The 20835-nt window shown below is 68.5% G+C and carries 18 protein-coding genes and 3 pseudogenes; 18 read left to right on the top strand and 3 right to left on the bottom strand.

The annotated features are described in order from the left end of the window. Positions 1-5 precede the first annotated feature (5 nt). The 7 genes from ACF068_RS30805 (at position 6) to ACF068_RS30775 (ending at position 5092) form a co-directional block, all read left to right on the top strand. Complete coding sequence (locus ACF068_RS30805) at positions 6-860, top strand: alpha/beta fold hydrolase (RefSeq protein WP_392277590.1); 855 nt, start codon at positions 6-8, stop codon at positions 858-860. A gap of 193 nt (positions 861-1053) precedes the next feature. Then, on the top strand, positions 1054-1941 hold the full coding sequence (locus tag ACF068_RS30800; RefSeq protein ID WP_392277589.1) for a recombinase family protein: 888 nt from the start codon (positions 1054-1056) through the stop codon (positions 1939-1941). 57 nt (positions 1942-1998) lie between these two features. Beyond that, on the top strand, positions 1999-2457 hold the full coding sequence (locus ACF068_RS30795; RefSeq protein WP_392277588.1) for a hypothetical protein: 459 nt from the start codon (positions 1999-2001) through the stop codon (positions 2455-2457). A 339-nt stretch (positions 2458-2796) separates the two neighbouring features. Next, on the top strand, positions 2797-3516 hold the full coding sequence (locus ACF068_RS30790; RefSeq protein WP_392277587.1) for a hypothetical protein: 720 nt from the start codon (positions 2797-2799) through the stop codon (positions 3514-3516). A 172-nt stretch (positions 3517-3688) separates the two neighbouring features. Beyond that, positions 3689-4555 carry a hypothetical protein gene (locus tag ACF068_RS30785; RefSeq protein ID WP_392277586.1) on the top strand — a complete coding sequence of 289 codons (867 nt, stop codon included), beginning with the start codon at positions 3689-3691 and terminating at the stop codon, positions 4553-4555. A 46-nt stretch (positions 4556-4601) separates the two neighbouring features. Continuing rightward, positions 4602-4961: an AAA family ATPase gene (locus ACF068_RS30780; RefSeq protein ID WP_392277585.1), complete on the top strand. Its 360-nt coding sequence runs from the start codon at positions 4602-4604 to the stop codon at positions 4959-4961. Beyond that, positions 4877-5092: a hypothetical protein gene (locus ACF068_RS30775; protein ID WP_392277620.1), complete on the top strand. Its 216-nt coding sequence runs from the start codon at positions 4877-4879 to the stop codon at positions 5090-5092. Before ACF068_RS30780 ends, ACF068_RS30775 begins: the two co-directional genes overlap by 85 nt. Before the next feature lie 24 nt (positions 5093-5116). Here the strand turns inward: ACF068_RS30775 and ACF068_RS30770 are convergent, their stop codons facing one another. Then, positions 5117-5434: a hypothetical protein gene (locus ACF068_RS30770; RefSeq protein WP_392277584.1), complete on the bottom strand. Its 318-nt coding sequence runs from the start codon at positions 5432-5434 to the stop codon at positions 5117-5119. Positions 5435-5622: 188 nt separating this feature from the next. Between ACF068_RS30770 and ACF068_RS30765 the strand changes: the two are divergent. From ACF068_RS30765 to ACF068_RS30750, 4 genes and pseudogenes are all read left to right on the top strand, one after another. Further along, positions 5623-6496, top strand: a pseudogene (locus ACF068_RS30765) (IS5 family transposase). Positions 6497-6569: 73 nt separating this feature from the next. Then, positions 6570-6866, top strand: a complete 297-nt coding sequence (locus ACF068_RS30760; protein ID WP_392277583.1) for a hypothetical protein — start codon at positions 6570-6572, stop codon at positions 6864-6866. 48 nt (positions 6867-6914) lie between these two features. Further along, positions 6915-7774, top strand: a protein-coding gene (locus ACF068_RS30755; RefSeq protein WP_392277582.1) for an IS5 family transposase whose coding sequence is annotated in 2 segments (ribosomal slippage) — positions 6915-7274 and positions 7277-7774 — 858 coding nt in all. Because the reading frame shifts where the segments join, the coding sequence is not laid out codon by codon here. 577 nt (positions 7775-8351) lie between these two features. Beyond that, positions 8352-8720 (top strand): annotated as a pseudogene (locus ACF068_RS30750) (pyridoxal-phosphate dependent enzyme); the annotation flags it as partial. Positions 8721-8918: 198 nt separating this feature from the next. Here ACF068_RS30750 and ACF068_RS30745 read toward each other — a convergent pair. Further along, positions 8919-9497: a hypothetical protein gene (locus ACF068_RS30745; protein ID WP_392277619.1), complete on the bottom strand. Its 579-nt coding sequence runs from the start codon at positions 9495-9497 to the stop codon at positions 8919-8921. A gap of 110 nt (positions 9498-9607) precedes the next feature. On the opposite strand from ACF068_RS30745, the gene ACF068_RS30740 reads away from it, so the two are divergent. From ACF068_RS30740 to ACF068_RS30725, 4 genes are read left to right on the top strand one after another with little or no spacing between them, the layout of a single operon-like run. Then, positions 9608-9910, top strand: coding sequence for a trypco2 family protein (locus tag ACF068_RS30740; protein ID WP_392277581.1), 303 nt, complete (start codon positions 9608-9610; stop codon positions 9908-9910). A gap of 9 nt (positions 9911-9919) precedes the next feature. Continuing rightward, positions 9920-12982 (top strand): trypsin-like peptidase domain-containing protein, encoded by a 3063-nt coding sequence (locus tag ACF068_RS30735; RefSeq protein WP_392277580.1) that lies wholly within the window; start codon positions 9920-9922, stop codon positions 12980-12982. After that, the gene (locus ACF068_RS30730) at positions 12969-14261 is read left to right on the top strand and encodes a glycosyltransferase family 2 protein (RefSeq protein ID WP_392277579.1); all 1293 of its coding nucleotides are present in this window, start codon (positions 12969-12971) and stop codon (positions 14259-14261) included. The genes ACF068_RS30735 and ACF068_RS30730 overlap by 14 nt, the downstream gene beginning before the upstream one ends. Beyond that, positions 14254-15069: a histidine phosphatase family protein gene (locus tag ACF068_RS30725; protein ID WP_392277578.1), complete on the top strand. Its 816-nt coding sequence runs from the start codon at positions 14254-14256 to the stop codon at positions 15067-15069. The genes ACF068_RS30730 and ACF068_RS30725 overlap by 8 nt, the downstream gene beginning before the upstream one ends. 8 nt (positions 15070-15077) lie before the next feature. Here ACF068_RS30725 and ACF068_RS30720 read toward each other — a convergent pair. Beyond that, positions 15078-15220 (bottom strand): annotated as a pseudogene (locus ACF068_RS30720) (transposase); the annotation flags it as partial. A gap of 688 nt (positions 15221-15908) precedes the next feature. Here ACF068_RS30720 and ACF068_RS30715 point away from each other — a divergent pair. The 3 genes from ACF068_RS30715 (at position 15909) to ACF068_RS30705 (ending at position 20348) form a co-directional block, all read left to right on the top strand. After that, positions 15909-16376, top strand: coding sequence for a hypothetical protein (locus ACF068_RS30715; RefSeq protein WP_392277577.1), 468 nt, complete (start codon positions 15909-15911; stop codon positions 16374-16376). A gap of 50 nt (positions 16377-16426) precedes the next feature. Continuing rightward, positions 16427-19354: a hypothetical protein gene (locus ACF068_RS30710; protein ID WP_392277576.1), complete on the top strand. Its 2928-nt coding sequence runs from the start codon at positions 16427-16429 to the stop codon at positions 19352-19354. Between the two features lie 445 nt (positions 19355-19799). Beyond that, entirely contained in the window at positions 19800-20348 is a 549-nt protein-coding gene (locus tag ACF068_RS30705) for a hypothetical protein (protein ID WP_392277575.1), read from the top strand. Positions 20349-20835 lie beyond the last annotated feature (487 nt).

Genomic DNA, 20835 nt, shown 5'->3' with positions numbered 1-20835 from the left:
GCCCAATGACCTGGTCCGAGCGCACAGTGGTGCGCGACGGCGTACGCATCTCCTGCCGGGACTGGGGCGGGGCCGGGCCGTCCGTCGTCCTGCTGCACGGCCTGGCCGGCCACGCGGGCGAATGGGACGCGATCGCCCGGCACCTGAGAACCCGGCACCGTGTCGTCGCAGTGGACCAGCGCGGCCACGGCGCCAGCGAGCGGCACCCTCACGACCGATCGCGCGCCGCATACGTCGCCGACGTCGTCGCGGTCCTCGAACAACTGGGCCTCCGGCAGCCTGCCCTGATCGGCCAGTCGCTCGGCGGCCATACCGCGATGCTCGCCGCCGCTGCGCATCCCGACCTCGTCTGCGCGCTCGTACTCGTCGAGGCCGGGCCTGGCGGGCCGAGTCCGGAAGTTCCCGCCGAGATCGGCAGATGGCTCGACTCGTGGCCTACACCGTTCCCGTCGAGGAACGCCGCTGCGGCGTTCTTCGGCGGCGGCCCGGTCGGCGAGGGCTGGGCCGCCGGGTTGGAGGAGCGTGACGGCGGATGGTGGCCGCGCTTCGACCGCGACGTGATGGTCGACTCCCTGACGGAGAACGCCCATCGCTCCTACTGGGACGAGTGGGCAAGCATCACCTGCCCGACGCTGGCCGTGCTGGGCCAGTCCGGCCTCATCGCTCCGGCGGAATGCGGCAGGATGTTCCAGCATCGGCCCGAGACGGTGGCCATGAGCGTTCCCGGGACCGGACACGACCTCCATCTGGAACGACCCGACATCCTGGTGGAGGCGCTCGAACGGTTCCTCCGGGACACCACCGAGTCCCCTAGCGCCATGCCGAGCCGACCGGCGACCGTGACGCCGTACGTCCATTGATCCGTGGGGGCGGAATCGGTCGATTCCGCCCCCATGGGTCGATCCAATCGCCACAGGACCCCGGCCAGCGGAAATGCCCGCGCCGATCCAATCAGATCCAGTCCGTAATTCCGCCTCCCCATTCCGGCCCCGAAGATGGGCTGCGGACGTCGCCGGGTACCGACCGGCCCACCCCGGGGAAGGCGAAGAGCGTATGGCTGACCGGATCTACCTGCGGCACTCCACCGATCAGCAGACCGACGCCCGCCAGCGCCACGCCCTCGCGCCGCTGCTGGCCGCCGGCGCCTCCGTCTACGACGACCCCGCCACGTCCACCCGCCAGCTCTCCCTCGACCGGGCCGGCTTCACCAAGCTTCTGCACGAAGCCGCCGTCGGCGACACCATCCGCATTGCTGACGCCGCCCGCCTCTTCCGGTCCGTGGCCGACATCCTTGCCCTGCGGCTGGCCCTGATCCGCCGAGGGCTGCACCTGCGCGTCGAGTCCGGGCTGCTGTCCGGCATCGACCTCGCCTCGGATGACCCCGGCACCAAGATGATGGTCTCCGTCCTCGCCGCCGTGCTGGAGTTCCAGCGCGACATGATCAGCGAGAACACCCGCGAGGGCGTCGCCGCCGCCGAAGCCGCCGGGAAGGTACTGGGCCGCCCCGCCGCGCTGGACGAGGCCGAGGCCGCCGACGTCGTGCAGGCGTACCAGCAGGGCGCCGCAGTCAAGGCGCTCGCCCGGCTGCACGGGGTGGACCCGAAGACCATCCGCCGCGTCCTGGACGCCGCCGGTGCCCGCCAGCTGCCCGAGCAGCTCGACGTCCTCCCGGACCAGCCCGCCAAGCAGCAGCTGGAGCCGGACCCGGAGATCACCCTCGACCTGCCCGGCCTGCTCGCCGACCACCTCGCCGGCGTTGGTGGCGAGACCGTCCGCGCGGCACTCGCCTCCGGCCAGAGCCACTCCCTCCGCGTCACCGCCCCGCTCGAACTCCACCGCACCACGCTGCAGCAGGCCGCTGCCCTCGCCGCCGAAGCCGCCGGCCCCGCCGAGCGCAAGGCCCACCGGGTCTACGCCACCCGCATCACGGCCGTGACCTGATCATCAGGGGCTCACCGCTAACCGGCCGCCGTCGAGCCGCTGGATGAGGGCATCTCCATGCGGGTGTGGCGGGCGGTCAACTTGGTCAACGGCCTGACCTACGGCTACGGCGGGCTGAAGCTGATCCGCCGCAGTGCCCAGCGCGAGATGGGCGAGGCCGTGGACGTGCTGGCCGCCCTGCCCGGTCGGATCGAGTTCGACCAGGAGACCGCCGGGATCACCAGGTTCAACCAGAGCCCCTTCCACGCCTGGAAGGCCGGTTTCCGCGAGTGCGCGATGCTTTCGCGCGGCAGCGAGTACGGCATGGCCGACGACGACGCGCACAAGCGCGTCGAGGCATGGACGCTCAGCCGCAGCGGCGAGTTCGCCGCCTACGCCGCAGCCGGGGCCCGTGAGGGCGTCACCTTCGCCCGCCAGACCGCGCGCGATCGGCAGCAGTTCGATCATCTGAACAATCCCACCTGGCTGCGGGAGAGGTTCACCGCCGCACACGGGGACCAGGCGGTCTCGGGGTGACCGGGCCGCTCGTGCTCGTCGAGCCGTACGCGTACCGCCTGGGCGGGCACCATCAGCGCACGTTGGTGGCCCTCGACCAGGTTAGGCCCGGCAGCCTGGTCATCGCCCCGCACAGACTCGCCCGAGACGCGGTGGGGGCCCTGTGCGAGGCGGGGGCCCGGCTGGCGACCGTGCCGGCCGGGCGGCGGGCGGCCGTGCTGCTGGCCGCCGCCCGGCTCGCAGCCGGGCTGTCGGCCGCCGGGCAGCAGGTCTTCCGTTCGCGCCGCTGGCCCCGCCGCCTGCGGCGGCTGCCGCACCAGATCACCCTGATCGCCCGCGTGCCTGACCGAGGCGTCCGCGTTGCGGTCCGCCCGTCAGCTGGAGTCCGGCGCCGACGCGGTGGTGATCCTGACCGCGAGCGAGGCCCTGCACGGGGCCGCCGCCCTCCTCGGTGGCCAGCCGCACCGTCGGTTCGTCCACGAAGCCGTGACCACAGAGGACACCGTCGTGAAGCTGCTTGGCCGGCTCGCCCGGCGGGGCGAGCAACAGATGATCGCGGTATATCCGACCCAGGCGGTCGGTGATCAGTTCGCCGCGGCCTTCCCTCACCTGCCCGCGGTGGTGCGGGCCTTTGCGGTCGACGACGGCCGCCGCCTGACCGACGCTGAACGCGACGGCGGCCGGACGACGTTCGGCATTCCCGCCGCCGAAGCCGCGGTGTGTCTGGTGGGCGGCTGGTGGCCATATAAGGACATCGACGTCATCGACGCCGCCCTGGCCCGGCTGAAGGAGCCGCTGCACCTGGTGGTCGCGGGTGATCCGCTCGACGAAGCCGTACTCGAGCGGTGGCGGGCCCTGCCCCACCTCCGCCTGCACACCGTGCCCGGTCCCGTCGCGGAGAGCGTGCTGCGGCTGGTCTACGGGGCCGCCGACGCTGCCCTGGTCGCCCGCCACCCCGGGGTCGGCAAGGAATCCGGGCTCGTGATGGACGCCGCCCGCCTCGGCGTCCCCCTCATCGTCTCCGACCACGACCACGACCCCGCCTCGCCGGCCGTCTGCACGGCCAGCCCTGGTCCCTGACGTTCACCGCCGGCGACCCGGACGGTCTCGCCGCTGCCCTGCACGCCGTCATCCGCCAGCCGCCCAAGCCGCCCGGCTCCGAGGCACCCGGCCTGGTCGGGATGTGGACGGCCGAAGAGCAGGCCGACTTCCTCACCCGAACCTTCACCCCGCTCACGGCCAAGGAGTCCCGATGCTGAGCACGCCTCCCGCCCTGATCGCCGTCATCGGCCCCATCGAGCCTCCCCTGCTGGCCGCCTGGGTCCGCCACTACCGGTGGCTCGGCGTCGAGCGGTTCCTGACCGCCTTCCACTTCCCCGACCACGTCCCCAACACCCCGCGGCACGAGCTCCAGGCCGCCTGCCGCGAACTCGGCATCATCCCCACCGGCACCAGCACCGGCCCCTGGCACGAGCACAGCAACATCCAGCTCCGCGACGCCCTGCGGCACCAGGCCGGTCCCGGCTGGCACCTGCTCGCCGACGCTGACGAGTTCCAGCAGTACCCCGCCCTGCTCTACGAGGTGATCGCCCAGGCCGAGAAGACCGGACACCGGGTGGTCGGCGGGCTGATGCTCGACCGTGTCGCCGCCAGCGGACGCCTGACCGGCTGGAGGCCCGAAGGCGGCCTCGACCTCGCCTATCCCCTCGGCGGCCACCTCACCCACCGGCTCCTGCACGGCGACCCGAGAAAGATCGTCCTCGCCCGCCACGACGTCACCGTCTCCTCCGGCAACCACCGCTCCCCCGGCCACCGGCCGAACGCGGACCGCATCTGCGCGGTTCACCATTTCAAGTGGCGCTCGGGCGTCCTGGACGACCTCCGCCGCCGGGTGCAGCACTTCACCTCCGGAACCTGGCAGGAACACACCCCGGCCGTCCGCGACGAGGCCAACCGCCTGCTGACCCACGTCGGCCAGCACGGCGGCGTGATCAACACCAGCGATCCGCGGTTCGCCTTCCGCCGGGTCAGCCTGGACCGGATGCCCTTCGGCTGGCCCTCCGAGGCCCGCAACATCTTCACCACCTGGCGTCCCCACGCTCACAGCGGCCAGGATTGAGGCAGCACCCGCGCTCGCGCACACCATGTCGCGAAAGGATGGCCACGTGCCCCTCGCCGTACTCCTGGCCGGCCTCACCGGCTCCGGGAAGACCACCGTCGCCGAGGCCCTGGCCGACCGCGGCTACATCCGGCTGTCCGTGGACGAGGAGGTCCACCGCCTCCACGGCCGGTACGGCGTGGACTACCCCGAGCACACCTACTTCGAGCGTGAACAGCCCGTGGTCGAAGCGATCCGGGACCGGTTCACCAAGGAGATCGAGGCCGGGAACGACATCGTCCTGGACCACGGCCTGTGGCGCCGCAGCGAGCGCGACCTCTGGTGGCGGTCTACCTCCCTGCCGACCGCGAAAAGCTGCTGCGGCGCCTGGCCGAACGCAACCAGCGCGAGGACGCCAACGCGCTGACCGTCTCGCCCGAAGCCCTGGACGACTTCTTCGCCCGCTTCGATGCCCCGGCCGACGACGAAGACGTAATCGTCTGCACCGGGAACCTGGACGTGCTCGTGACGGCCCTCACCGAGACCCGGGGGCGGTAAGGCGGGGCCTCGGGCCGGGTGCCGTCAGCGGCACGACCTGTAGGTGGCCGTCCCGCTGCGGGCGGCGGGCAGGCGGCGGACGTTGGCGTCCTGGGCGGCCTGTTCCCTCAGCCGCTCGATCTCCTCGTGCTGGGCCGTGAGCCGGGAGACGGCAAGCGTCTTGAACGCGGTGAGCTCGGCTAGCGCCTTGCCCCGCTTCGCGAGCCGTTCCTTGAGCTCGGCGACCTGGGCCTTGAGCCGTTCGGTCTGAGCGGTCCGGGGGTCAGGGGCCTCGCCCGCCTCCCGCAGGGCCTTCAGGCGACCCTCGAACTCCTCGCCGAGGTGCAGCGTGCAGAGTCGCACATCGTGCCCAATGGCTGCGGCGCGTCCGGGGTGCCCGCCAGTTTCAGGCACAGGGCCTTGTGCGGGTCACGGAACCAGCAGTAGGTCGCGGTCTGCAGATGCAGGTGGGCGGCGGAGAGTCGGCGGTTATCTCGTCTAGGCCGTGTTTTACATCGGGGTTCCGGTCCACGCCTTGCGCCGTGATGATCATGGTGTGGGGCGGGGATCTTTCTGATGAGCAGTGGTCGGTACTGGAGTCGTTGCTGCCTGCGGCAGGCGTGAGCCGCAGGTCCGAGAACCGGCAGCGGTTGATCAATGGAGTTCGGTGGCGGGTTCGGACGGGTGTCCGTGGCGTGATCTGCCGCGCGAGTACGGGCCTTGGCAGACCGTTTACGGGCTCTTTCGCCGCTGGCAGCGCGAGGGTGTGTGGGCCAGGATTCTCACCTTGCTGCAGGCGAGGGCTGATGCGTCCGGGCTGATCACGTGGGACGTGAACGTCGACTCCACGGTCTGCCGGGCCCATCAGCACGCGGCTGGTGCCCGCCGGGACGGGGCCGGGCAGAAGGAGCCCCCGGGAGGGGTCGGGACCGAACCGGAGGATCACGGGCTGGGCCGTTCGCGGGGCGGGTTCTCCACGAAGATCCATCTGGCCTGCGAGCAGGGCCAGAAGCCGCTGTCGTTGCTGGTCACGGCAGGTCAGCGGGGTGACTAGCCCGCAGTTCGAGCCGGTCCTCGAAGCGATCCGGGTACCCAAGGTCGGTGGCGGTCCTCCCAGACGCAGGCCACTGCGGGTGCGTGGTGACAAGGCGTACTCCTCGCGCGCCAACCGTGCTTACCTGCGCAGACGCGGTATCCGCTGCACCATCGCCGAGCCGGCCGACCAGGTCCGCAACCGCAAGCGCCGCGGCCGAGCCGGTGGCCGACCGCCGGCCTTCGACCGGGAGGACTACAAGGCCCGCCACGCGGGTCGAGTGCGGGATCAGCCGCCTCAAGCAGCACTGGGCTGTCGCGACCCGCTATGACAAGCTCGCCGTCCGGTTCGAGGCGGCCGTCCAGATCGCGGCGATCCACCAGTGGCTGTGAACCGGCGGCTCGTCGATACGGCCGTGCCATGCTGATCAAGGCATTGGGCAGCACATCTTCGGGGAGGGCTACGGTGGCCGCCAGGTACTACTGCGCCGACAGCGAGAACGGTGACCACGTCGACGACCCGTCCGAGGACGCTCTGTTCATGCTGATCGACGACCTGAACGACTCGGACAACACGTTCGTCGTGATCCAGCCTGACCAGGACGACCCGGTCTGGTTTGCCTCCGTCGCCGTGCTGGACGAGGGCGGATACGAGGTCGTCCGCCGCGACACCGCCCGCCGCGAACACGACGTGACCGTCGAGACCAGCAACGACCGCATCGCGGGCGACCTCACCAAGTGGCTGGCCGCCCGCGCTACCTAAAACACGGCCTAGGGGGCGTCTTCAAAGGTGATCAGGTGATGAGGGATCATGCTTGTCGTGGTGCGTCGTCATGAGCTTTCGGATGCTGAGTGGGCTGTGCTGTCACGGTTGTTGCCGAGTTCGGGGACTGCGGGGCGGCCCCGTTCGGACGACCGGGTGGTACTGAACGGGATCGTGTGGAAGCTGCGGACCGGATCGGCTTGGCGTGACGTTCCGGAACGCTATGGCTCCTGGCAGACCTTGTACACGCGTTTCCGCAGGTGGGCACTGGACGGCACGTTCTCGCGCATGCTGCGGGCCGTCCAGGCGGAGAAGGACGCGGCCGGTGACATCGACTGGCTGGTGTCGGTCGACTCCACCATCGTGCGGGCTCACCAGCATGCCGCCGACGGCAAAAGGGGGCAGTCGACCGGGACGAAGCGGGTGATCACGCCCTCGGCCGATCCCGTGGCGGACTGAGCACGAAAGTCCACCTGGCCTGCGACGGGCTCGGTCGCCCTCTGGGCTTCGTCTTATCGGGCGGAAATGCCAACGACTGCACCCGCTTCGAGCAGGTGATGGGCTCGATCACCGTGCCCAGAGTCGGGCCCGGGCGTCCTCGGACCCGACCCGACCATGTGGTCGCCGACAAGGGCTACAGCTCTCGAAAAATCCGCGCATACCTGCGACGACGCGGCATCCCGCACACGATCCCCGAACGCGTCGACCAGATCCTGGGCCGACTGAACCGCGGTACCCGCGGCGGACGACCGCCCGGCTTCGATCGATGCCTCTACCGTCGCCGCAACGTCGTCGAGCGCTGCTTCAACCGACTCAAGCAGTGGCGCGGACTGGCCACTCGCTACGACAAGACCCGCGAGTCCTACCAAGCCGCCGTCACCATCGCCTCAATCCTGCTCTGGATCTGACCTTTGAAGACGATCTCTAGTCCCCGGTGGCAAATGAGGGTGCAGACGATGCTGGTGAAGGCCAGGAAGTGGCTCGACTTGCGTTCGTATCCGTCTCCATGGCCCGTCTCGGCTCCGCAGACGGGCCCGCCATCACCGCGGCCACCATCGGCGACCGGGCCGTCTTCAGCGACACCCCACGCTAGATCAACGCCGGGACCCTGATCCACTACGACGACATCAACCGCGAGTTCCCCACCGGCCTGTTCGACCAGGGACTCGTAACGCAGCTCGCCTTCAACGTCTGGGGCGCGGTGCGGCCACCGGCGGGGCGACCACCGTATGGCGCCACCGCTGGGAGCCGACCGACGAGCACCACCGCCACACGTACGGCTACCAGCCCCAAACGGTCCAGCACTGCCAGCGGGTAACCCTCGAACCCCAGCTCGGCGACGCACTGCTGTTCAACCCCGCCAACTTCCACGCCGTCGAACCGAACCCAACCGGGCGCCGCATCGCGTTCGCCTTCTTCCTGGGCCTGACCACCACCGGCCAGCTCATCGCCTGGTCATAACCCCTCAACTGCAGGAGCAACCACGTGCACCAGCTCACCTACGGCGGCATCAAGGCCGCCACCGACCGCATCTCGGGACGCATCCGCCCCATCACCCTGACCCCCCTCGACCCGGGTGCGATCCGCACCGGCCACACCGACCCCCTCGACGAGAGCCCCGAGCAACCCTGCGAGGTGTGGCTGGCCCTGGAGTTCATGCAGCACACCGGCTCCTTCAAAGCCCGCGGCGCGCAGAACTTCATCCAGGCCCACCGCGACGCGGGCACCCTGCCGGACGCCGGCATCACCATCGCCTCGGGCGGCAACGCCGGACTGGCCTGCGCATGGGCCGCCCAACAGCAAGGCGTACACGCCACCGTCTTCCTCCCCACCACCGCCCCGCAAGTGAAAATGGCTTTGGATCAGCCTCTCCCCGGAGTCCGAGAACAGGTAGCGGCTCGCGTAGACCTGGCGGCCTCGCCGTCCCGGTTCCCGGGGCACGGCTCGCCGGTACGGACGGCGCCGAACTCGGCCGTGTCGGGTCAGTGTCCAGGTGAACGCCGACCGGTCCTGCACTGGGCTCGCGGACCTGGCGATTTTGAAACGGCGACGCTATGCGCGCCAGACCAAGTAGACGTGTTCCACTCCGTACTGTGCGGAGCTGGGAAGGTTCGCCATCAACTTCCAGCGGAGCCCGGCGAAATGGCGTTCGATGTCTTCGCGGGCGAAGGAAAGATCGGGAACGTCGACACCGAGCTCCCGATTGTGCGCAATCTCGCAGGTCTTCTCGGTGAACGGAGTGAACAGGACGAGGCAGAACTTCTTCCGGAAGGACTCCACAGCGCCCGTGAGAACCTTCTCCCAGTCGTAGTTGTGCTCGATCACGTGCCGCATGAGGATTCCCGGGCTGGCCGACCTGTACGCGCGCAGGTCCTCGACCTCGTCGGCGAACGGCGTCCGACTGCCGTCAATGCCCTTGTACCCACCGCTCACGTTGAACCTGCGGAACCCGCCCCGACCGCACCCCCAGTCCTCGACCTCATCGACGTCCGCGAGGAACGCCGCCGCGATGAGGTAGGTGGTCGGCTCACTGTAGAGTCCAGGGCCCGCCGCGAGGGAGAGATCGCGGTACCAGTCATCCCATTTGCCGAGATTGTTGGACTGCTGTTCGGTTCGCTCCTCAAGGGACATGCATCGAAGCTAGGCAGGCGTCATGGGCCGGTCAAGGCCCCCAGTGCCGCTTCCCATTGGGCAGCGGTACTGGGAGACTGTTTCTCCTCGGAACGGAACCGGAGGCCCACGTGCAGGAACTCGGTCTTGCTGAGACCATCGAGGCGTTACGGCTCGAACTCGAAGCGTCGATAGCGAGCTCGGACGGTCAGGACCTGCGATTTTTTGTGGGGCCGATCCAAGTGGAGCTCCAGCTCTGCGTCAGGCGCGAAGCCGGCCTTCAGGGAAAGGCCAAATTCTGGGTGATCGAGGCGGGAGCGGACGGAAAGTACGCTCACGAGTCGATCCAGAAGGTCACGCTGACACTGGAGCCCGTGGGCAAGGACGGAACGACGCCGATCCAGGTCCATCGCGGCTCCAGCGAACGTCCGTGACGGCGCGGGGTGACCGTGCATCTTGCGAACGTTGTCGAGGTCATCGGCGACCGCGGAGCCGCATCGGCCGAGCGGTGGTCAGTCGGATCGGGCTATCTCATCGATGAGCGGACCGTGCTCACCGCCGCGCACGTCGTGGAAGGCGCCGTCGCTGTCTCCGTCCGCAGCATGGGGACGACCGAGCATGACGTCGGAGTCCTCCTGACCACCCCGCCCGACATCGATCTGGCACTTCTGGAGGTCGAGGCCGGCCTGCCAGTCGGGCACCGGCCCGCCTTCGGAGTAGTGGACCGGGAGACGCCTGGTCGTGTTGCCGGCATCCGGGCCATCGGGTTCCCCCGCTTCAAGGAGGCTGTCCGCAGGGGGCGGAAGGTCCGGGACTCCGCCCAGGTGGACGGCTACATCCCGACTGCGGAGGGCATGGTGTCGGGCTACCTCACGCTCCATGCCGACAGCCGCCCGCGCGAGATCGGGGGCGCCCTGCCGGAGTCGGCATGGGCGGGAATGTCGGGCGCTGCGGTGTTCGCTGGCGGCGTTCTCGTGGGCATCGTCAGCGAGCACCACCTGGCTGAGGGGGATGCGAGTCTCACGGTGGCTCCGCTCGACCGGATACGACGGGCGGAGGAGGCGACCAGGCTCCGGTTCTGGCGGCTGCTGGGCATCGACGACCCCTCCGAGCTGGTGACGCTGAAACCGACCGAGGCGGACCCCGGCAGGAAGCCGAAAACGGCGGCCCGTCTCCCGGTACCGCGCAGCGACTTCACCGGACGCGAGGAAGACCTGCGCCGGGCGGTCGGACTCCTGGATCAGCGGCGCGCGGTGGTCGTCTGGGGGCAGCCGGGCGTCGGGAAGTCGGAACTCGCGGCACAGGCGGCTCACCGCCTCTCCACCACCTACCCGGACGGCTCCTGCCACATCGATCTCCAGGGGTACTCCGACAACAGAACGTCCGCCGAACAGGCGGCAGCACGCATCCTCGAAACGCTCGCTCCCGACCAGGGCGTACCGGGCGACGCCGCTGCCCGGTACGCCGCCTGTCGCGAGGCGATCAGATCCGGCAGGCATGTGATCGTCCTCGACAACGCCGGCTCTGCCGCCCAGGTGCGCGAACTGCTGCCCGGACCCTGCGATTCCGCCGTGTTTGTGACCTCACGGTCGTCGCTGCCCACCCTCGACGCCGAGTTCGTGGAACTGGACGTCCTGGACACAGCCTCGGCCGTGGCCCTGATCCGGAAGATGACCGAACGCGCGGAGGACGCAGACCTGCTCGAACTGGTCAGGCTCTGTGGCCGGCTTCCACTGGCCCTGCGCATCGCCGGGGCACTGCTCCGCTCCCGACCGCAATGGAGCGTCGGACGGCTCAACGTCCGCCTGGCCGATGAGAACCGCAGGCTCGCCCTGCTCGAACGCGACGACTTGGCGGTGCGGCCCGTGTTCGAGAGCAGTCGTGACGTGCTGGGCCCGGAGGCCCGGAGGCTGTTCGCGTTGCTCGGTTCGGTGGCCGCCATCCGTATCGCACCCTGGATGGCCGCAGCCCTCCTGGACGCGGACCTCTTCGATGCGGAGGAGCTGCTCGAAGAGCTCGTCGACGCCCAGCTCCTGCGTGCCGCCGGCACGGATGCCGGCGGCACGCTCCGCTACGTCTTCCACGACCTGGTCCGGCTCTACGCCAAGGAGCTGCTGCGGTCGGATGTTCCCGCGGCGGAACGGGCTGCGGCCGAGGAGCGGATGCTCAGCGGCTACCTGTCGCTGGCACTGCTGTACTCGAGCGGCCACCCGATCACGGGGAACTTCGACTTTGCCCGGACCGTCCCGCAGATCTGGAGCGTCCCGGTCGAGCATCTGACGCTGCCGCCCGACGCGATGGACTGGTTGGTGGAAGAGCGCGCGGACCTCGTCGCCGAGGTCAAGCACGCCTACGCCGAGCGGCACCTGCGTTACGTGTGGGGGCTCGCGGACATCCTGCACGCGGTCTTCATTCTCTCCCACCACGGTCCGGAATCCCAGGAGGTGAAGGACCTCGCGCTGTCCGCCGCGCAGCTTGCAGGCGACGAGGAAGCCGAGCTCGAAACCCGGTTCCACCTCAACAGCCTGCTGCATTTCGAGGGCCGGTACGCCGAGGCGGTCGAGGAACTGGCCAGGCAGCGCGCGGCCCGCAGCGCACGGGGCGAGGCACGCTGGGTGTGCCATCTCGACCTCATCACCGGTGTGGTCCAACGGGACGGCGGCATGCTCCACGCGGCACACCGGAGCCTGACCCGCAGTATCGAGGAATTCGCCGCGCTGCCCGACCGGGACGGTCCGCTGCCGACCCTGCTGACGGCCTCGGCGCAGCAGAACCTCGCGGTCGTCCTCCGCGATCTGGGCCGGCTCCGCGAGGCCGATGACCTGCTGACGCAATGCCTGGCCACCTTCGAACGGATGGAGGACGCCACCGCCCTCGGCCGAGGCCTGCACACGCGGGGGATCCTCCACCTCTACCTGGGCCGCTACGACGAGGCCGAGGTCGTCCTGGGACGTTCCGTCGAGCTCATGCGGGCGGCCGGCGACAGGAAGTGGATCGCCATCGTCCTGCTTGCCCAGGCCCGGCTCGCCATCCGGAGATCGGCATGGGAGCCGGCGTTCGCCCTCCTCGAACAGTGTGATGACCTCTTCCGGGCGATCGCGGATCCGGCGGGACGGGCACAGGTGCTGCGTAGCAGGGCTGTCGCGCTGCGCTGTCTTGGGCAGTTGGACGAGGCCGATACGCTCTTCGCCGCCGCACACGAGGCGCTCAAGGCAGTGAAGGACAGGCGTTCGCACGCTCGGCTCCACTACAGCATGGCGCTCGCGGCGCTTGCCCGCCGGGACCGGTACGCGGCATTCGACCAGCTCGACAAGGCGAGCGCCCTGTTCACGCAGGAGGACGACCCCGTGTGGACCTGCCGGCTGAGCGTCCTCCGCGGCAGAGCCTCCCCCGGTGACTGTACGGTCGGCCTCCGAGCCCAGATCGAGGCATTCGCCGAACGCGCTGGTGAAGGGTACACACCACTCTGGATCCATGAGGCCAGGAGACGTCTTGTTACCGAGTGACGATCGCCCGCAGCTGATCGTGTGCGCCCCGCGCGCCACCGAGCGGCAGGTCAAGCAGGCCGTTGACGCAGCGAACCTGCGTACATCGACCGGATCACGCGTCGCTTTGCTCCTCGACCGCACCCCTCGCCAGGCGCTTGGTCTGCTCCCGGCCGTAACGGTCCTGGACCTGGAAGAGGGCAAACCCGACCGCTGGTACTTCTGCGACGCGCAGGCGGACGCGCACAAGGTCTTCGACACCCTGGTCTCCCTCGGCTGGGACGAGGTTCCGGTCACGCTGGTTTTCATCGGCTGCCCGGAGGCCGCACTCACCGTCGTCCGGGCCCGTCGGCTGCTGGGCAGATTCCGATCCGCCACCCTCGAGCTGCTCGACACCGAGCCGCCCGCCGACGACCGGCCGGTCACCATGCCCGAGGCCTACCGGAGATGGGCGGAGCTGCAGGTCCGGCAGCATCACCCGAAGCTCCTTGACGAGGCCGGCAAACCGTCCCGGATCTCGGTAATCATTTCGCTGTTCAATCAGGGTGAATTCGTCCAGGAGGCGATCGACTCCGTCAGCCGTGACCTTCCGGAGGCGGAGATCGTCGTGGTGAACGACGGCTCCACCGACGCCGCGACCAACGAGACGTTCGCCGGGCTCTCCGGCGTAGTGAAGATCGACCAGGCCGAACAGGGCCTCAGCGCGACGCGCAACACCGGGATCCGGCTCTGCACTGGTGACTACGTCGTGCCCCTCGACGCGGACGACATGATGAAGCCGGGTTTCCTGGCCGCCGCGCGCAGAGCGCTGGATGGAGAGCCTGATCTGGCCTATGTGGTCGGCTACTCCGAGTACATCGGGCTGCTGAACCTCACCTACGTGCCGGCCGGCTTCATCCCCGAGCTCAGTCTCTTCCTGCACACTGATGGAAAGGCGCCGGGAATGTTCAGGAAGGAGGCACTGCTGGAGGTCGGCGGATACGACCCGAAGTTCCGTTACTACTGCGAGTGGGAGCTCCAGGTGGCCCTGCACCGGGCCGGCTTTCACGGTGACGTGATCCCTATGACCGGGCACTACTACCGCAGGCGTGCCGACTCGATGTCCTTCTCTGTGAGCAACCACATCCGTCCCCAGCTGGTCCAGCAGATCATGCGCAAACACCTGCCGATGCTGGATACCGGAGACCTGCACACTGGCATGCTCGTCCTGGCCGACCTCTGGAAGACCGGTTACGAGCCGAGCACTTCCGTCCTCCTCCAGCAGGCTGCCTCCTGCTCTCTCCCTTCCGCACATGACTGAGGCGGGCCGGCCGGTGCCGTTGCCACCCGGCTCGATAGAGGACCTCTTTCTGATCCGCCATGCCGAGAGCGAGGGCAACGCCGCAGCCAGATTGCCTCCGTCCCATGACTACGCGGCCCTTGTCCAACGGCGGCCGCACTGGATCTGGCGACTTACTTCGGAGGGAGTGCGCCAGGCCGCTGCGGCCGGGGCCTGGATCCGAGCCGAGCTCGCACAGCGCCTTCCCGACACGCTCGCTGTGACCTCTCCCCATCTGCGGGCCATGGAGACCGCCGCGATGCTCGGCCTCCCAGAGCTCGACTGGGAGATCGAGCCGGATGCACGAGAACGTGAATGGGGCGACTGGGAGAACCGCGATCCCGGCTTCCACGCCCGCGAACTAGGCCGGCAGAGCGAGCACCCCTTCGACTGGGCGCCTCCGGCCGGTGAGTCGATGGCGATGTTGGTCCGACGGGTGTCCCTCCCGCTGAACCGGATCCTCGCCACTCCCTCGTCAGCAGCCGTAGTCGTCACCCACGCCGACACACTGTGGGCCTTCAGCTACCTCGCCGCCGGGCTCGACCCGTCGAGCTGGCGCGCTCAGTACGTGGCCGAACCGCAGACCCCGAACTGCGGCATCATCCACTACTCCCGCCGCAACCCCGACACCGGGGAGCTCCTCGCCCGCTTCGCCTGGCACCGCACGTACTGCCCCTGGCGCGACCCGGCCGGCGAAGCGATGACCCCGCTCACGCCAAGGCGGCGCTACTCGGCACAGCAACTCCTCGCCCAGGTCAACATAGTGGACTGCCTGCAGGCAGAGAGTTAGACGTCATCTCATTTGGTGAGTCTGCGGTAGCAGATGAGGGTGCAGGCGATGCTGGTGAAGGCGAGGAAGTGGTCGGCTTTGCGTTCGTAGCGTCGGTGGAGACGGCGGCAGCCAGCGAGCCAGGCCATGTGGTGCGCTCGATGGTCCAGCGGTGCATCGAGCGTTCCTTGCCCGGGTCCACAGGATTCGGACCGGTCAGGTCCCCCTTTTCAGGGCCCGCATGTTGACCGAGTCGCGCTCCCGGCCCCCGACCGGCAAGCAGAAGACGCCCTGCGCGGACACCTCCACAACAAGCTCGCGGCGCAGATGCGTACCGCACCCTCCGCGCGCCCCGGCCTGGAGGACCGGCCCTCCAGCGCTGCCACGTTGGATTCCTTCTATGCACTGCTGCACGCGTTTCCTGCAGGTCGTAGGACTGCGAACCTGTGGGTCGAGGGGGTGATCGACAGGTTGCCCTTCCTGCTCGGCAAACGATGGCTCGCCGTGCACGAAGGGGTGTCTGTGGGCCGAGCAGATGTCGGCGTACAGGTCCACCCGGCGGCGCGGCAGCATGGAATGCCTCGGTGGAGAGGTCTTCGGCGTAATACCCCTCGCGAGCATCGGCTCTCCGGCATGATGCGGCCATGGATCGGCAGCCAATGCAGAGCGTTGAAGGTGGTCGATGACGAACTGGAGCTCATGGCGGGCAAACGGGGTGGGGCCCTCTTGGGCTTCACGCTGCTGTGCGACACCGGGCCCGGTCCGGCCGTCATCCCTAAGGCTGCCCTCCTGGGCGTAGCTAGTTCAGGGAACAACCTCCGACGAGCAAGGGAGTATCGACGATGCCCGTGGATCCGGCGATGGCAGCCCTGGCCATGACCGCCGCGACGACCATCGTGGGCGCCATGGCCACCAGTACCTGGGAAACAGCCCGCACCTGGACCGTGCAGCTATTTCAACGTCGTGGCCGTTCTCCGCAGGAGGTCGAGGCTGAGCTAGACAGAAGCCTTGCCCGCGTGACGCGCGCCGAAGACTCCGGAACTGCCCGTCAGAACCAGATCACACGTTGGAGGGATGACCTGGAAGATCTGCTACATGATCACCCGGATGCTGCTGACGATCTGGAGTCCCTAGTCCGCGAGGTGCAGCAGCAGCTTCCACCTGTCCAGCAGCAATGGATAGTGCACGTTATTGCTCACGGTGGAATTGCTGCGGCAGCCGTGGGTCCCGGCAGCGGCGTTCACATCGATAACTTCTCAGGCCCTGGACCGGTGCGGCCAGCCGCTCCTGGGTCGAATTCTGTCGTCAACACTGGGGGTGCCGAGTGAGTCGGTCAGCTGAAGCGCGAGAGGAGCCGGAAGAAGCGTATGGCCCCCAATTGACAGTACGTGCGGAGGGCGGCTTCGCCTACGGGGTGATCGGTGCGGACATCCACGTCTTCGGGGACGGCACCCCTCTGTATTTGCTGGAGCTTTGGCGCGTGCCCCGGACCCCGGAGCCGGACTGGTTGCTGGAGTCACCCAGCCGCATGCTCAACGCACGCTACGAGGTGACGGACTTCACCGGCCGCGAGGAAGACCTGGCCCAGCTGCACCAGTGGCGCGACAGCCGTCCGCGCCTGGCAGCGCGATGGCTGTACGGGCCCGGCGGGCAGGGCAAGACCCGGCTTGCCGCGGAATTCGCCGCCCGGTCCGCCGACCAGGGTTGGACCGTCATCACGGCGACCCACGGCCCCGGCTCCGTCCATCCGCCACCGGGGAGCCAGGACCTCCGACTGCGCCACGCCCGCGGCGTGCTCCTCATCGTCGACTACGCCGACCGCTGGCCGCTAACCCATCTGACCTGGCTGTTCAGCAACGCCTTGCTCCACCGAACCGGCATGCCGACACGCATCCTGCTCCTCGCCCGCACCGGCGACACATGGCCCGCCGTACGCGCCACCCTGGCCAATCACGAGGCGAGTACCTCCACCCACCAACTCGCACCGCTCTCCTCCGACGGCTCTGAGCAACGCGCCGAGATGTACGATGCGGCGCGGAGCAGCTTCGCGGCCTTCTACGGGATCGCCGATCCCAGCGACATCCCGCCGCCCGCCTCCCTGGACCACGAGGACTTCGGGTTGACCCTCGCCGTGCACATGGCTGCCCTGGTCGCTGTCGACGCGCGAGCCACCGGCAGCCGTCTGCCGTCGGACATGGCGGGCCTCACCATCTACCTCCTCGATCGTGAACACCTGCACTGGGCGCGCCTGCACGGTGACGGCACCCATGAGTTGAACCCGGCGGAGCGTACCTACCGGACCTCACCGCAGGTGATGAACCAGGTGGTGTTCGCCGCTGCCCTGACGGGCGCCGTCCCCGCACCGACCGGCGCGGCGATGCTGCGTGACCTCGGCTTGGAGCTTGATGCGCCGCAGATCCTCGCCGATCACGGCGTCTGCTATCCGCCCGCTAACCCCACGATCCCCACCGTTCTGGAACCGCTCTACCCCGACCGCCTCGCCGAGGACTTCCTCGCCCTGACCCTGCCCGGGCACACCGCTGACTACCCGGCCGCCCCCTGGGCCCCGGCCACCACAGAGACCGTACTTACCGCAGAAACCGTACAAACCGCAGGGGCCGCGCCCATGGCGAGGACTTGGGGCCCCACCGGGAACGTACCCACGGTGGGCGAGGCCGGCCCTCCGCCCTACCTCGCCCGCGCCATCCCCACCCTGACGGCGGCAGCGGAACGATGGCCGCATGTCGGAGCCGAGTACCTCTATCCGCTGCTGAAGCAACACCCCCAGCTGGCCGTCCAGGCCGGCAACGCCGCTCTGCTCGCACTCGCCATGCAGGAGAGCGCCGACACCGACGCTCTGGAGGCCATTGAGACCCTGCTGCCCAACGGACCGCACGCAGACCTCGCCGGGGGCATCGCCGCCATCACGCACCGCGTCATCGGGCCGCGTATCGAACGCACCGACAACCTCCGCCTGCACGCCATGTACCGAACCGAGCTCGCCGAGCGGCTGCACTGCGCCGGCTTCCACGAGCGGGCCGCCGACATGGCTCGTGACGGAGTGGAGATCTGGCGCCATATCGCCGATGACGACCCGTTCTTCAACATGCCTCTTCTCGCTTCCTCGCTGAACTTGTACGGCGGTTACCTCGCAGAGCTCGGACTGCGAGCGGAGGCGCTGGAGACGGCCGAAGAGGCCGTCGCACTGAACCGCCGACTGATCGACGGCGACGATGCCACCTCCAACGACGAGCGGCGTCTGGCACAGGCTCTGAGCAACCTCGCCACAAGGCTGTACGAAGTGGGCAGGGGGGCCGATGCCCTTGCCGCCGCAGAGGAATCCACCGCCATCGAGGATCGCCTGGCCGCCAGCGGCGTCCGTATCTATGTGAGTGAGAACGCCACCTCTCAGCTCAACCTCGGCGCACGTCTTGCAGATCAGGGACGTATGAAGGAGGCCCTTGCCGCGACCGAGACAGCCGTGATCGGGTTCCGAAAGGCCGTAGAGGTCAATCCGGCAGCCCACACCTTCGACCTCGCGATGGCACTGAACAACTACGCCAGCCACCTGTTCAAGGCCGATCGGCCCACCGAGGCCCTCGCCGCCGCCGAGGAGTCCGTGACCCTATGGCGTCGGCTCGTCCTCAAATGGAGCCTTGCCAACGAGCAGGGGCTCGCCATGGCTCTGTTCAACCTGGGCACCTGCGAAGTAGCTGCGGGGCACCAGGCCGAGGCCTACGCGGCCACTGAGGAATCGGCCGGCCTCTACCGCAAGCTCGCCGCCGGGAACCCCACGGCCCACGATGAGCGCCTGGCGACCGTCCTGGGCCGCCTCAGCACCCTGCTGCAGTCCGAGGAACGCTACGCCGAGGCCCTGCCGATCACCATGGAGACGGTGGCCATATGTCGTCGGCTGGTCGCGGTCGATCCTGCGGCGCACGAAGCGGGACTCGCACATGCCCTGTTCGAGCAAGGCATGATGCTCTCCGGGTGCAACCGGGAACCGGAGGCCCGGTTTGCCGTCGAGGAAGCCGTCGACATCCGCAGACGCCTAGCCGGAGCGGACCCAGCTGCCCACCTGCCGCGCCTCGCCCAAGCCCTGTACGCCTTGAGCTTGTCGAAATACAACATGCATGACGACATGTCGGAAGTCCTGAACACTCTCTCGGAGAGCATGGTCATCTACCAGCGCCTCGCCGCCGCCGATCCGGAGACTTTCACCGACACCGCGCGGGAAGTCAGAGCCACCTTCGCAGAGCTCTTGCCGGAGGCTGAGGGGCGATCACGATCCCGCCGGTTCGGCTGAGCACCGTAAGGTCCGCACCCTAACTCACCGTCCCGCCTTGCTGCACTGGGCACCCGTACACCGATGGTGTCGCTGTCTTGCTCTTCTACGACAAAGCCGCCGTCCGGGCCACCCGGAACTGACTGGGCCTTCACCGCCTCCGGCTTGGACGCCGCCCGCGCGTTCGTCCGGGTGTCGTCCTGATGTTCCTCACCCCCCAATACCTACTGCCGTGCCTACGGCCCCCCGTAGGCCGACGTGGCCAAGCTGGAATGCGCGCGGCCGTCGACTAACCGGCACCTGATTGGCGGGGACCAGAGCGCCCGCGCGAAGCGCAAGGCGCCCGCTCCCCCACCGGCTGGGACGACGATCGGGCCGAGTGGCAGGTTAACCCGGTACGGGCTCAAGGCGTACGTGTCCGGGATGTCCCGCCCGCACATGTAGGCGGCTCTCGCACGATCAAGAGATGGCAGAGACAATTGGGCAAGAAATTGGGAAAGAAGGGCAGCATTCACCTCTCGCGGTGAAAATCGGCGTGATCGTCACGATCATCGCAAGCATCGCTGGCCTCATCACTACGGGCGTAGCGACGTTGTTCAGCGCCATGGTGGCAGATGACCAGCTCGATCAGTCGCGACAAGTCGCCGAGGAGAAAGAGCGGGCCCAGGCTGACCTGATCTCCTACTGGGTGGACCTGCAACACGACGGCAAGGCCCGCCTGCACATGATGAATAGGTCACCGGATCCCATCTCCAACGTCCAGATGACGTTCGCGGTGCCACTTCTCGCCGAGGGTAACCCCCACCTTGAGGAGATCCTCTTCGCTCTAAGAATGCCTAGCGTGCCGCCGTGCTCAGACATGATCTTCACGACAGGCGACATGACATACATCGTCGATGTACCTCTGTTCAAGGGCAAGTTCATCCCGCTTCAGAACCAGAAAGTAGGGGAGAGTTTCCGGAAGGCTTGGGAACCGCTGCCGCCGATAGCGTACGCGCGGCCTACTAAGCCGTGACCCTGGGGACCTCAGGGCCAAACGGGGACGGTACGTCGGATTTGTTCAGGTGGTCTCTCCGCAGAACCTGACGTCCTGCGGACGCTAGCGAGCGCTTCGGCGAGAGCGCCCCCGGCTCGGCGCCGGACAGCATGCGCGTCCCACCCGCGCCGGCGACCTGGGCCTGGGTGCCGTCCTGGGAGAAGCAGAACAACGCGAATCACGTCGCCACCGGAGGCGGGCGGCTGACAGGAGCTGCCGGTAGCACCAGGTGAACCGGCTTGCTCTGGAGCAGCAGAACAAACGGCGGCGGCCCGGTGGCCCAGTCTGCCCTCCCTGCTGCTCGGGTTAGGCCCCTTGCTACCCGTGCGGCACCCGTGTGCCATCTGGACCGTGCGAATACTGCGCTGCGCTGCACTCCTCACCGGATGTGCAGCAGACGCCTTGCACCCCTCACCACCCAGGAGCAGCAGGACGTCGGCGGCCAAGTAGCGAGGCGCTGCGCCCG

The organism is Streptomyces sp. NPDC016309 (genome assembly GCF_043077235.1).
GTDB lineage: Bacteria > Actinomycetota > Actinomycetes > Streptomycetales > Streptomycetaceae > Streptomyces.
Note: the sequence above shows the minus strand (reverse complement) of the source record. Positions and strands in the feature narration are given on the sequence as shown.